Here is a 14,014-nt window from a genome sequence, read left to right on the forward strand (position 1 = left end):
GGAGCTGAACGCCGTGCTGAGCGAGGAAAAAATGATGAGAAGGAGAGAATTTGTTTTGAAAAAGAAAAAGTATTACAAAATCACGTTATCCTTCCTGCTGATCGCTGCGCTCGTTCTGACGCAGCTTGCCGCTGCGTTTGCGGAAGATTCCGCAGGCGCCGGGAGTGCGTCTCCGAAAGCGACGGCGCAGCAGGAGACCGTGGCGAGAGAAAACAAAAAAGCCTCGTCTGCGGAAGACAATCAGGCGGGCCGGTCTGAACAGGAAGGAGTAGCACAGCAGGAAGACCGGAGCACAGCAGCCTCCGATTCCTCAAACGGCTCGTCAGCAGCTTCTTCAGTCGGCTCCGTGCGGCAGCAGGCGAGACAAGGCGAAAGCGGGCAGCAGGGAACATCCGATACATCGGAAAACCTGTCCGGCAGCAGCAAGACGGCTTCCTCCGGAGAAAAGGAGACAGCGCAGAATCAGACTGCGAAAACCGGAGAACCTTCCGCCATCGACAACAGCACGACGCTGGATGACGGCATCTACACGCCGGACGGCGTTTCCTTCACCGGCGGAACCGGAAGAGTGAAAATCACGGTTCCGACGATTAAGGTGACGAACGGGAAGGCGTATGCCGACATTCTGTTCAGCAGCAAATCTTATACGAAGCTTCAGGCCGGCGGAAAGACCTACGAGCCGGAGGCTGACACATCGAACGGGTCTTTGTTCAAAAAAGTTCCGGTCGCTCTCAACAGGGATACAGCGATTGTCGGAACCACCACGGCGATGTCGAAGGTCAACGATATTGATTATTCTATTCACGTGAACAAAAGTGAACCGGTGTCCGATCCGGCCACCCCTGCTGTGGATAACAGAACCGATCTGGCGGACGGCGTCTGGGTACCGGACAGCTTCAGTGTGAGCGGCGGTACGAACAAAGTGACGATTACCTGTCCGAAGGTTACGATTTCCGGCGGAAAGGCTGTTGCGACGATTGTGTTCAGCAGCGATAAATACACACAGCTGAAGGCAAACGGTAAAATTTACAGCGGCGTAACAGATTCCGCGGCAAAGACCTCGACCTTTTCTGTTCCGGTGGCGCTGAACACGGCCAATCCCATCATCGGGAAAACCGTCAGAATGTCTGATCCGCACTGGATCAATTATTCTATCACCATTCGGATGAGCGTGAATTCCGGGAAGTATACGGAGCCTTCCGGCGGACAGGATCCCGACCCGTCGCCATCGGATCCGACAGTACCGACAGAGACGAAAGACCTGAAGGCAGGAACCTGGAAGGTGAAGTCTGACACCGATAACCGCATGTTCTACCTCTATCCGAAAACCGGAACCAAGTACAGTATTCTGACGGTTAAAGGGGAGGGCAGCAAAAAGACCATGACTGCAACCGTCACGCTGACCGGAGAAGGCTACGACTATCTGTACATGGGAACCGCGCTGGATGCGGCGAAGGCGCCGAAAACCCGGTGGATCAAGGCGAAGGTGGTTAACGGATACTACACCTACACGCTGCCGGTTTCCGCTCTGGATAAGAATCTGACGGTTTCCGCTCATTCCAGGAAGCTGAACAGCTGGTTTGAACATACTATTATCTTCTACAGCGGCGGGGCGAAGGCTGTTTCCTCCGGCACCTCGACGACAGCTCCTAAGACAAAGAAAAAGAAAGACAAATACGCCACAAGCGGGAAACAGACAAAATTCAGGAAGAGCACAAAGAAAGACAAGGTATCCAAATATAAAGACGACAGCCAGAAAAGCACAGGTGCGGTCAACAACAGAACCTCACTGAAGGACGGAGTATACACTCCGGATTCCTTCAGCTGGTCAGGAGGCTCCGGCCGTCTCGCCTACATTAAATGCAGAAAAATCACGGTAACGGGCGGAAAAGCCTATGCGACCATCGTGTTCGGAAGCAGCAGCTACGACCGTCTCAAGGCAAACGGAAAGGTTTATTCCAGGAGCGGGGGAGGACTCTCCACTTTTGTGATTCCGGTGAAACTGAACGCCAACAATACCATCATCGGACGCACCACAGCCATGTCCCAGCCTCACTGGGTCCGCTATACAATCTATGTAAAAAAAGCCGTCAGCGCCAGGGCTGCGAAAAAAGCCCGGGCAGAAGCAGAAAAAGCCGCAAAGGACGCCCGGAAGGCCAAACTCTCGCTGAGCAGGTCCGCTCCGAAGATTACCGGGCTGAAATACAGGTCGACGGTGAAAACCAGGTATGCGAAATACTTCCGGATCTTCCGGTATAACCACGGCGTTTCCCTGCTGAGCATAGACGTCAGCAAAAACACCGCGCTGTATGAGGAATACACGAAAAATGCGAAGAAGTCCGCAAAGGAGGACGGTAAAGTGGAGTATGACGAGGACGGAAAACCGGTCGCCCGCTCCCAGCACGAGATTACAGAGGCTCTTTATAAAAACAACGTCGTGAGTTATCTGCTGGTTCCGGAGAAATTCGACGTTCCCGCCGGTCTGGACAAACAGTATATCATCGTCAGGATCCCCGCGGAGAAAAGCTATGTGGCATCGAACTCTGCTTTGTCGTTCCTGGACGCCCTGGACGCGGTCGACGGCATCCGTCTCACCGGCGTAACGCCTGAAAAGGTCACTGCCTCCGGCGTCACGAAAGCGATAAAGAGCAGGCGCATCACCTATGCCGAAACGCCGGAATCGCCCCGGTACAGCACAATCATCCGGAAGAAAACCAGACTGGCCGTTCTGCCGGGGAGCCTGATTCCCGAGGAGATTACGACAAAGGAAACTCTGCTGAACAAGGACAAAATCGCGAAGCAGAAGGAGCAGGCGGAAACGGATCAGAAAAAACTGGAGACTCTGGAATCCCGTTTTACGGCGCTGGATATTCCGGTCATCCTCGACCGGTCCCGGCAGGAGAAGAGTCGTCTGGGACAGAAGGAATGGATCCGGATTTACGGAGAGATTTACGGCAGCGCGAAAAAAGCGCAGAAAATTTTTGAGAAAGAAGTAAAGGCAGAAAAGAAATAAAAAAGGCAGGATGAGATGAGAAACCGATTCAGGAAAGGAATGATCCTTCTTCTGGCGCTGGTGACCGCCACAGTGCTTCTGCTGTCCGGCTGCGGCGCGAAAAACAGCGAATCAGCTTCGGGCACATCGGGCGCTCCGGAGATCAGCGGGCTGACCTACAGCAAGACCATGAAGCTGGATTATGCGAAGGAATTCAACGTTTACTACTACAAAGACGGGTACAGGCTGATTGACATTAAGGACGATGCGAAGTATCTGATCGTGCCCAAGGGAAAGAAGGCTCCGGAAAAGCTGAGCAAAAAGATTAAGGTTCTTCACGAACCGGTGAAAAACATCTATCTCGCGGCGACCGCGTCCATGGCGCTGTTTTCTTCCATGGACGCTCTGGACAATATTTCCATGACCTCGCTGAAGTCGGGAGGCTGGTCCTTCCGGTCAGTACGGGACGCGATGAACGCAGGGAAAATTGTTTACGCCGGAAAATACAGTGAGCCGGATTACGAGCTGCTGCTGGACAAAAAATGCGGTCTGGCCATTGAATCCACGATGATTTATCATACGCCGGACGTAAAAGAAATGATTGAAGATCTGAAAATCCCCGTCATGGTAGACCGGTCCAGTTACGAATCAAACCCCCTGGGGCGCACAGAGTGGATCAAGCTTTACGGCGCGCTGACCGGACATGAGAAACAGGCTGAGGCCTTCTTTGAAAAACAGGAAAAGAAAATTTCCGCTCTGGACGATTTCAGGAATACGGAGAAAACTGTAGCCTTCTTCTATATATCCACGGACGGAAAAGCAGTGGTGCGCAGCAGCAAAGACTACGTTCCCACGATGATCGAGATGGCCGGCGGCCGGTATGTTTTCAGGAAACTGACGGATTCCGACGGAAAAACCTCCGTTCCGATGACCATTGAAAAGTTCTACGATACGGCCGCAGACGCCGATTATATCGTATACAACGGGAGCATCGACAGCACGGTCCGTTCCATGAACGATTTAATCGCGAAGGACCCGATTATGAAAAAGTTCAAAGCGGTGAAAAACGGACAGTGTTACGCCACGGGAGCATCGATGTATCAGCGGACGGATATCGTCGGTGATATGATTCTGGACTTTCATTATCTCGTGACACAAAAGCATCTGTCCGAAATGAAGTTCCTGACAAAACTGAAGTGAGGGCCCTCTGCTCCGCGTCGCATCCCGTGACGCCGGCACAAAGTACACGAACCTCCGATTCGGCCGTGTACGCGAAAAAAGTCAGAGGAAGTACAGGTAGTTTTTGAAGTACAGGTAGTTATTTATGAAAAAAAATATTTCCGAACTCCCGGCAGCCGCCGAAAGCTTTCAGCACGAAAACCTTCGGCGGCGCAGCCGTTATACCATGGTATTCGTACTGCTGTTCGCCGCGTTCTGCGTGATGACTGTGATCAATATCAATTCCGGTAATGTGCATATATCGCTGGATCATATCGTCAGGATACTTTTCACCGGGCAGGGAGATATCAAGGAAACCAATATTATATGGAGAATCCGTCTCCCCAGGATACTTACGGCGGCCATACTGGGCGGCGCTCTTGCGCTGTCCGGATTTCTGCTTCAGACATTCTTCGAGAATCCGATTGCGGGTCCCTATGTTCTGGGGATCTCTTCCGGCGCGAAAATGGTTGTAGCCTTTGTTATGATCGTCGCGCTGAAATATTATTCCACGGTTTCCTCCTACACGATGATTGTGGCGGCCTTTGCCGGCTCTCTGGCGTCGGTGGGCTTTATTCTGCTGGTTGCCCGAAGGATCCAGAATATGGCGGCGCTGCTGGTGGCGGGAATCATGATCGGCTACATCTGTTCCGCTGTCACGGACTTTATTATTACCTTCGCCAGCGACTCGGATATCGCGAATCTTCACGGCTGGTCTCAGGGCAGTTTTTCCGGGATGAGCTGGGAAAGCGTGCGTATCGTCGCTGTCGTGGTGTTTGTCACGTTCGCTCTGACACTGTGCTGCGCCAAGCCCATCAGCGCCTATCAGCTGGGAGAATCCTATGCGCGCAGTATCGGCGTGAATATTCGTGTGTTCAGGATTGTGCTGATCCTTCTCTCCAGCGTGTTCTCGGCAACAGTGACGGCCTTTGCCGGCCCGATTTCCTTTGTCGGCATCGCGGTGCCGTTCCTGATCAAGGGCGCTCTGGGCACGTCCAGGCCTATTGTTGTGATTCCGGGAGCCTTTGTGATGGGCGCGGTATTCTGCATGTTCTGTGATCTCATCGCACGGCTTGCCTTCGCTCCGCTGGAGCTGAACATCAGCACCGTGACATCCGTCTTCGGAGCACCAATTGTCATCTATATGATGGTCAGCAGAAAGAGAGGCAGATGAGATGAACGGGAATTATCTGACACTTGAACAGCTTTCCGTGGGATATCACAGCAAAAGCCTCATTGACGATATCTGTCTGAACGTCCGCAGAGGGGAGATTGTGACGCTCATCGGACCCAACGGCGCCGGAAAATCCACAATTCTGAAGACAATCGCCCGTCAGCTCACCCTGCTGCGCGGTGACGTGGTTATCGACGGGAGCAGTCTGAACGAGATGACTTTCCGGGATCTGTCCACACGTATGGCTGTGGTTCTTACAGACCGTCCGAAGCCGGAGCTTCTGACCTGTCACGATATCGTAGCGACCGGACGGTATCCGTATACCGGGCGTCTGGGAATTCTGACCCATGAGGACGAGGAGAAGGTGGACGAGGCGCTGGAGACGGTTCACGCACGCGAGCTTGGAAACCGTGATTTCAATGCGATCAGTGACGGGCAGAAACAGCGTGTGATGCTCGCCCGGGCAATCTGCCAGGAACCGGAAATCATCCTTCTGGACGAGCCGACATCGTTTCTGGACATCCGTTACAAGCTTGAGCTCCTGAGCGTCCTGCGCCGAATGGCCAAAGAAAAGGGAATCACTATCGTCATGACCCTCCACGAAATCGATCTCGCACAGAAAATCTCGGATCGGATTGTCTGTGTCAGCGGGGAGCACGCAGTCCGGGCCGGAACGCCGGAGGAGATTTTTCATTCGGAGATTATACGGGAGCTTTACGATATCGACAACGGATTCTATGATCCCGTGTTCGGAAGCATCGAGCTGGCAAGGCCGGAGGGAGATACGCCGCAGGTCTTTGTGATATCCTCAGGAGGAACCGGCATCCGGATCTACCGGGAGCTTCAGCAGGAGAATGTTCCCTTCGCCGCAGGCATTCTGTATGAGAACGATATTGATTATCAGCTGGCTTCGCTCCTGGCCTGCAGGGTGATAAGCGAACGTCCGTTTGCGGAGATTTCTTCTGAAACCTATGAGCAGGCAGTGGGGGAGATGGAACAATGTCAGAGAGTAATCTATGCGGGGGTTCCCAGAGGCGGAATCAACGCCCGTCTGTTTGATCTCGTCAGGCTTGCGGCGGACAAAGGAATCCTGGAGGAGGTCTGAACCTCATTCCACATTCCACGGCGGAACTGTATTCTATATCCAAATATATCAAAAACTTAATCTGCAGCAAAATACTGCCGACCGCAGAGGCGCCGAACCGGCGTCTTTTTTGGTGTAACTCTTTTTCCGCCGGTGCAGAAAAAAGCGAAAAAAGAGAAAACAAATGTTCGTTTCACTATTGACAACGAACATGTATTCTGATATTATAGCAGTACGAACAGACGTTCCGAACGAATGTTTCGCACAGAAGGTATACATGATGAGGAAGATGAGGATTGCATCGAAGTTCAGATTTACAATATTTGCGGTCATTGTGCTGCTGACGGTATTCACAGTGTTTTCGACGCTTGCAGGATTCAATACAGCGAACAGTTTATCAATGGATCAGTACAGATGCGTGGAGGTTGAATCTGGTGATACCTTATGGTCGATTGCGGCCGAATATGCTCCGGACAATAAAGATGTCCGTCAGATCGTATATGATATCTGTGAGACTAATGATATACAGGCAAACGACATTGCATCGGGACAGAAAATCCTCGTACCGGTGTATGATTGATCCCATATTACATTTCAGGTGTTCCGAACTGGCGCTCGGATTCAACTCCTGGATTAGAGGTTTTGATAAGGACCCGGCAGCCGGACCTGATACACCCGGCGCAGCGGGCCTTTATCATTTCTAAATCTTTTTTGAGACAGAGAGGTTCCATAATAAACGGCGTATGCCGCATACAGAGCCAGAAGACTTGGTCCGTACGGACGGACAGAGAACTGCGTAAAAAGATCTGATAAAACGAGGCTTAAATTTCCGTTTTAAGCGATTTTAAATGGTGATGAGGATATACGGGTCTACGGTGCAACCGTTGACAACCGTGAAAAACCGATCCCGCCGGTGTTGCGGGCTTTTTCTTGTTTTTCACCACAACTATTCCCAAAATTATGATTTTAGGAATAGTTATATCCGGAAAAGTCAGGAGAGAGCCGTCCCGCAAATCCCACAAATAACGGCCGATTCATCCGCACCCTCTCCTGTTCTTATCCTTACAATTTTTCCGGGGTTTCCTGACGTTCTCTCTGGATCTTTTTGCGAAGCACCTGCATGGATATATCACAGGACGCCAGTTCATCGGCACAGCGTTTCAGCTCCGCACCGATGAGTTCGGGATTGGACAGTTTCTTTTTATATTTAATTTCATGCTCCAGGCTCGCCCATGTATCCATTGCGATGGTCCTGAGCTGAAATTCAACATAATATCCTTTGTAACGGACGATCATGTGATAACTTCTGTAACCGTTCGGCTTGCAGTTTCGGATATAGTCCTTTTCTGCTGTAACCGTAAACGTGTTACGGATCATTGTAGCGTAATCATACACTTCGTCTATGAAATGGCAGATGATCCGGAAGCCGATGGCATCGTGTATCTCTTCCAGCGCAGAACGTTCGTTCTCGGGCAGATGATTGAGGCGGCATTTGTTCCGCATGCTTTCCTCGGATTTGATCCGTCTGCGGATGTGTTCATAATTTCCGTTTTCCAGCATTCTGCTGATTTCATCCGCGATTGCGTTCATTTCAGGGAGATGCTCTCCATATATACTGTTCATGCTTTCTGTTATTTTGCTTATTTTTACTGTTTTCGTATTCAGCGGTTCTCTGTTATTTGCGGTGCGGTTCAGGCGGATTCAAGCTCTGTCAGCCGACAGGATTGATGATCGCTCAAAATATGCAGATCCGCATTGATGGAAGCCAGCTTGTCATTGAGATAACTGATGTAAAGCGACAGCTTTTCTTCGTCTGTGTCGGGGTCGTCTTCCCATATCTGATCCCTGACCAGGCTGAAATCGATATCCCGGTTCATGTTCTGAATCAGATAGCGCATCAGATCGGTTTCCTTGGGGCCCAGCCGGATGGAATGCTTTGCCGAAAGCTCCCCCTCCAGAGTATCAAGCCGGACACAGCCTGCGGACAGAATGACAGCGCCGCATCTTCTCCGGATGACGGAGTTAATCCGCGCGATAAGCTCGTCAAAGGAAAACGGTTTGGTGATATAGTCGTCAGCGCCGAGGTCGAGACCCGCGACCTTATCGTCGATATCATCACGTGCAGTCAGAAGAATGGCCGGCGTATGTATCCCCTCCTCTCGCATGCTCTTGAGCGCTTCCGTTCCGCTCATGACAGGCATCATGATATCCAGCAGCATACAGTCATATCGGTTTTCCCGTACCATAGAAAGCGCATCGCTTCCGTTTTCCGCACAGCTTACTGAGAATCCTTTGAATTCCAGCATTTCCCGGATTGCCTCTGACAAAAGCTGTTCGTCCTCAGCCAGCAGGAGTTTTTTTCTGGTATGATTCATGGGTTTACTCCCCTCCCCTCTGCTTATCAGAATACAGTACGAATATAATTGATAAATGAGCTGTATATGACGATTCAGAAAAGAGTCCTGCCGGGGATGTGAAGGAGTTCATCACATCTCCGGCATATTCATTTCCAAAATCCCGAATTCTCCGGAGCTCAACAGCTCAGTTCCTCCGAAGCGCCATCAGACAGGTAATGATTCCGAAAGAAATCACCGCAAGTGTCACATACAGAAGCGGCGTCGTCCGGTCACCGGTCGCGGGTGCGGGCGTTTTGCCGTTCTTTTTTACCGCGGCCGGCACATGAGCGGCTTTGGGAGAGACATTGGCTTCGGCCTTGACGGGATCGACATCTGCTGCGTAAGCGGCGGAGATGTTCTCTACTTTCCCGCTGTTCGTCGCCCGGGCGCGGTATGTGATTCTGAAGCTGTCCTTCGGTTGTGCGTCCCGTCGGGTTTCGACCTGGAAATGGTCCAGACCGAAGCTGATACCGCAGGATTTTGTGATATCGCTTCCGTTATAGAGAACTTTGACGGAAGACGGATCATACCGCAGATTATCTGTCATCACGTGATCCATGATGATCACCCGGCGCAGCGGAGTGAGCGCTTTTGTCGTCAGTGTATAGTGAAGATATGCGTTTTTCGAGGTTACAGATTCGCGAACAGCCTTGGAATGAACAATTTTTCTCACGCCGCCGATAAATCCGACCCTGTTTTCGGTTTCTGCCGGTTCGGCATTATCTGCACTGCCGACGGCCCGGTTGATCATTGATGCCTGCGCAGGTATTTTGTCTGCAAAGGTGATGTCATAGGTTACTGTCAGAGTTTCACGAAACGAAAGATCTGTATGAGTCCGGATGAGGCATGTCCCTGCTTTGTGATCCACAGAAATATCGCAGGACGCAGTGATATCCCGGTTTCCCTTTCGCACGCGGACAGAATCCGGGTCACAGGTTCCGAGATTTTTTTGTTTGAAAGCGTCTTTTATGACGATATTTTTCGCCGTCACTCGGTCCCGGGCCTGGGTGAGCTTTATAGTATAGTGCCCTTTTTCTCCGGCTCTGTACAGCGTCTGATCGCTTTTCTTGCTGATGACGAGCAGCGGCGTCTTCGGACGGAAGTTAACGCCTGTTTCGGAGAAATCACCGCCTGAAGGAATCGTATCCTGATCCTTAATCCGAACGCCGTTTGTATTCTCCGTGGCGGGGGTGCGTACAAAATTTCTGAGCTGCTGTGCGGGAAGCTCCGCCTCGTTGACCGTCATGGCGTAAGAGAGATGCAGACCGCCCGTCAGGTTCAGATCCTGATAATCAGTCTGATGCTCGCGTTTCAGATAATTTGCTTTCGATCCGCGGGAATCCGAAGAGGCCGGCTCCTTCCCGTCCCTGTATCCGATGTTGGCGTATTTTCCGAGGAACCGAATCACGAAGCCGCCGTGATTTTCCCGGGGCAGCGTTTCGCCGGAATTTCGAAAACTCTGCGCGGAGGTTTTCAGTTCCTGTCCCGCAACGCGGTCAGCGCCTTCTTTGTAAGGGTACAGCAGATAATCTGTTCCCTTTGTCAGCGCAGTCCCGTCGCCTCCTGTTATCTTCAGCGACTCGGGATCCAGTGTCAGTCCGGGTGTTTCCAGTGTATCCGCCAGAACGAGATTTCTCATGAAGGTTCCGGGATTGATGTTGGTGATGTCTGCGGTGAATTGCACCGTATCCCCTGTCTCATATTCCGTCTTTTCTTGTCCGGCTTTCTTTTCTATGTTCAGCTTTGGACTGTTGATATATACGGAGGTCGAAGCGGAGCGTTCCGGAACGGCATCGGCCGACGCTTTTACCGTATTCTGTACGACGGTTCCGTTCAGCGCGTTTCCCGGGACGGCGCGGAACGTGATAGTGACAGTCTCTCCGAAGCGAAGCTCCGGCGTGGAGAATTCAAAACCGCCGGCGATGGATTTCAGAGAGAATTCCCGGCTGATTCCCGCAGCTTTCAGTGTTTTCGGATCAATTGACATGTTCGCGGGAAGATCGGTATCTCTGACTCTGACACATGTTGCGGACGCCTTTGGATTAGTCTGCCGGATACTGATTTTATATGGGATTTCATCACCGACCTGGAATTCATAGGGCTCTGTGGTTTTGTTCACGGCAAGTCCCGGCTGTCCCTTCTCATTCTGAGGAAAATGTATGCGGACGGATACTTTGTTGGAAAACCTTTCCCGTCCGTCAATGACTGATGAGAATCGGTTGGGAAATTCCGCGGAGGTTTCCGTGGCGTCAAAATGCTTATGACCGCGAAGATCCTCCGCACTGACATCGTGACGGACCGAAGCTTCGATATGCAGCGTGACGGTCTCTCCCGCACCGTTTCCGTAGAGTACCGCATTGTTCACATCCGTGCAGGCTGCGGTGACATTTCTGCCGTCGGTTTCAATCCGAAAAAGACCGCTGAGGTCTTTCCCTTCCCTGCTCTGAATGCGGATTCTGGAAATATCCGTAACAAGGCAGCTGTCAAGTGTGTCTTTGAGGACAAAAGACTTGAAATAGAATCCCTCGTGATACCCTGCCGGAATCTCCTGTGAACAGTTGAATGTAAAGGATTGATGAAGGTCGGGCAGATCCAGATCGGCGACATTCTTTTTCTCACTGCCGCTCACTGTCTTCTGCGGATCCGGAGTTTCGAAACGGATCAGGCTCCAGTCCTGTTCCGGTCCGTAAAATGACCGTGCGCCATTCATCGCACCTTCTTTATAGGTTTTTTTGCCCGCCTTTTCTACAATCTGGTCGGAATGGTACCGGACAGACAAGGCTCTGGTCTTGTATGCGACCGATACTCCGTTTTCCGGATTCGACGTTCCCTTCGCCACGTTGCAGGCGTAATTGGAGAAGAAGTGCCAGCCGTTTTCTTCTTTATAGGAAAGCCTGCTGTCGGAGGGAACGGCGCTTTTCTTTATTCCGTCAGCCCGAAAAGACATCGCCTGTCCCCAGTCGATATCCAGATAGGTGAAATTGGAGGTGATTTCTGCCGGTGTGGACGTCCCCGAGAAATAATAGGAATATTTCATTTCAAGAGTGCCGATATTGAAGGTGTTCAGCCGGGTCATCCCGGCATATGCCTTTTTGCTCAGGGTGAAATACGGGGACAAAGTATTGTTCAGTGGTTTTTTGTGCTTCACATAATCGGCTGAGCGGAGTTCAGCCACAATATCCAGTTTCACATAACCGGCCATCGCACCGGAACGCAGGGCTTTCTCATGCGTCGGCGCGTACCAGTAATAATTGTTGTATTTTACCCGGACTGCGCCCTTATTATTGCCGGAAGTCTTAAGCTTGAACTGCCAGGTTGTTTTAATATCTCCAAGGTTGTCCTTTTCACCGTTGGAATTCCTGTATTCAACGGATTTGCTCAGAGGACTCCCCTTGAGCACCGTGCTGCTGCTGCCCGGTCCGGAAAGAATCCGGAAGGCGTAAATCTCATCACAGCTCAGCGCCTTTTTCGCGCTGTCCCAGGTGGAATAAGCGCCGCCGGCTCTGGCCTGAAACGCTTTGTAACCTGCAGTGCCGCTGAGAGGCTGAGATGTGGCTGCATGGGTGATCGTGACGGAACAAAGGATTATTCCGAGCAGCAGGCAGACCCTGCCTGCCGCGTTTAACATTCTGTTTCTCATCTGATTTCCTTTCCTTCTTTGATTTTTTAGTGTCTGCCCGTTGTTAGTTAAGTCCCCGTCGAACTTAACGGGCGCTGGCAGCTGACAACGTTCTTTTTAGCCGGTGGCTCTCTGGACTGAAACATACGTCTATCTCCTTCCTTTCAGATACAGAAGACTGCAGAGGCTTCCGCATGCAAGGATACAAAGACTGAAATACAGGAAGACGTCGTTTGTGTCTCCTGTGTCTAGAGATTTCTCTTCGACCGCGGAATTTTGAGAACCCTTCGGGGATGCGGCGCGCAGCGTGTTCTCGGGAGAACGGGATGATGACTGCGGCGCGGAGTCCGGATTCGCCGGCGGAGTCTCTTCCGGGGCAGACTCTGTGTCCGGTTCGGTTTTTGCGTCAGCCGGTGACCTGCCGATGTCCGGAACCGCATCCGGTACAGACGGTTTAGCACCGGCGGCGGCAGAGTCCGTGTCCTGTACGGAAGTGTCGCCGCTGTCGATATCGGCGTCTGTACCCAGTGCGGACGGCTCAGCACCGGCGGCAGAGTCCGTGTCCGGCGCAGGTGCCTCACTGCTGTCGATGTCGGCGTCTGTACCCAGTGCGGACGGCTTAGCACCGGCGGCGACGGTGCCTGTGTCCGGTGCAGGTGCCGCGCTGCTGGCGGCGACAGTTTCCTGTTCATCGGGTTCTGCATTTCGGTCCTGCAGTGTTAATTTCGCAGCAGCGGATTTTGTCACTGTGGGAGCGGTCTTCAGAAGACGGTAGATTCTGGCGGATCTGCATTGCCTGAGCCGGCCGATCCAGTCCTCTGCTGTATACCGGTAGGAAACCCCGGTACTGACGGCATGATGCAGGGTCCTGCCGTCGCCGCCGATGATTGCGATATGCTGCCAGACGCCGGTGAAATTTTTCCCGTCGTTGAAGCATATGATGTCGCCGGGACGAATCCCGGATGCATGTTCGGCATAATCCGCGTGGGACGCCAGAGCGCATACGGTACGGGCGTTGACGGCGAGCCAGCTGTTATGGGTCCTGACCACCCCTCCGGCCGGATAGTCGGGAATTCCGTACAGAGTACGCACTGCCCAGCCGGTGTACGTCGTACAGACGAGCTGTCCTTTCCCGCAGCCGTATTTCGTTCCGTTTCGCAGGTTCAGGAGCCGGTCATTTACATCGGCACCCCAGCTCTTTTCGGAGATAACCGCGCCGTGTACCGCGGCTGCGGGAATCAGCGATGTGAATGTCATCAGGATTATGACAGTCAATGTGCCCATTAAAATTTTTCTGATGTTCTGTTTCATTTTCTCCTTCCTCCCAAAAAACATACCAACGAAAAAAACGCCCTCATGGACGTTTTCCCCATACTCTGCGGCGCTTCGCCCCGATTCATGCCGGTTTCCTCTGTACAAAAAATCGCGCGAGCGCCGTATCTGTTGAAACAGCCTGTTCTGTAAAAATCACAAGAAAAAAAGACGGACTGTTTCAACCGTCTTTTTTACATTCTTTTCCATGAACATCATA

Annotated in this window: 9 protein-coding genes; 5 read left to right on the top strand and 4 right to left on the bottom strand. The window is 51.9% G+C overall.

Translation table 11 applies throughout. The features are described from left to right. Positions 1-55: 55 nt before the first annotated feature. From BHK98_RS01375 to yneA, 5 genes are all read left to right on the top strand, one after another. The gene (locus BHK98_RS01375) at positions 56-3,013 is read left to right on the top strand and encodes a TroA family protein (protein WP_143404509.1); all 2,958 of its coding nucleotides are present in this window, start codon (positions 56-58) and stop codon (positions 3,011-3,013) included. A gap of 15 nt (positions 3,014-3,028) precedes the next feature. Next, positions 3,029-4,192 (top strand): ABC transporter substrate-binding protein, encoded by a 1,164-nt coding sequence (locus BHK98_RS01380; protein ID WP_075711879.1) that lies wholly within the window; start codon positions 3,029-3,031, stop codon positions 4,190-4,192. Positions 4,193-4,316: 124 nt separating this feature from the next. Further along, positions 4,317-5,384 (top strand): FecCD family ABC transporter permease, encoded by a 1,068-nt coding sequence (locus BHK98_RS01385; RefSeq protein WP_075711880.1) that lies wholly within the window; start codon positions 4,317-4,319, stop codon positions 5,382-5,384. A 1-nt stretch (position 5,385) separates the two neighbouring features. Continuing rightward, positions 5,386-6,489, top strand: coding sequence for an ABC transporter ATP-binding protein (locus BHK98_RS01390; RefSeq protein WP_075711881.1), 1,104 nt, complete (start codon positions 5,386-5,388; stop codon positions 6,487-6,489). 256 nt (positions 6,490-6,745) lie between these two features. Further along, the gene (yneA, locus tag BHK98_RS01395) at positions 6,746-7,048 is read left to right on the top strand and encodes a cell division suppressor protein YneA (RefSeq protein WP_158024440.1); all 303 of its coding nucleotides are present in this window, start codon (positions 6,746-6,748) and stop codon (positions 7,046-7,048) included. Between the two features lie 482 nt (positions 7,049-7,530). Here yneA and BHK98_RS01400 read toward each other — a convergent pair whose 3' ends face one another. The 4 genes from BHK98_RS01400 to BHK98_RS01415 all read right to left on the bottom strand — a co-directional run bounded on the left by BHK98_RS01400 (position 7,531) and on the right by BHK98_RS01415 (position 13,794). Continuing rightward, a complete protein-coding gene (locus tag BHK98_RS01400; RefSeq protein WP_245796798.1) occupies positions 7,531-8,058 on the bottom strand; it encodes a GTP pyrophosphokinase in 528 nt (175 codons plus the stop codon). 101 nt (positions 8,059-8,159) lie between these two features. After that, positions 8,160-8,843: a response regulator transcription factor gene (locus BHK98_RS01405; RefSeq protein WP_075711884.1), complete on the bottom strand. Its 684-nt coding sequence runs from the start codon at positions 8,841-8,843 to the stop codon at positions 8,160-8,162. 166 nt (positions 8,844-9,009) lie between these two features. Beyond that, entirely contained in the window at positions 9,010-12,504 is a 3,495-nt protein-coding gene (locus BHK98_RS01410; protein WP_075711885.1) for a COG1361 family protein, read from the bottom strand. Positions 12,505-12,633: 129 nt separating this feature from the next. Next, positions 12,634-13,794 carry a C40 family peptidase gene (locus BHK98_RS01415; RefSeq protein WP_075711886.1) on the bottom strand — a complete coding sequence of 387 codons (1,161 nt, stop codon included), beginning with the start codon at positions 13,792-13,794 and terminating at the stop codon, positions 12,634-12,636. Between the last annotated feature and the right edge of the window lie 220 nt (positions 13,795-14,014).

It is taken from the genome of Hornefia porci, from assembly GCF_001940235.1.
GTDB lineage: Bacteria > Bacillota > Clostridia > Peptostreptococcales > Anaerovoracaceae > Aminicella > Aminicella porci.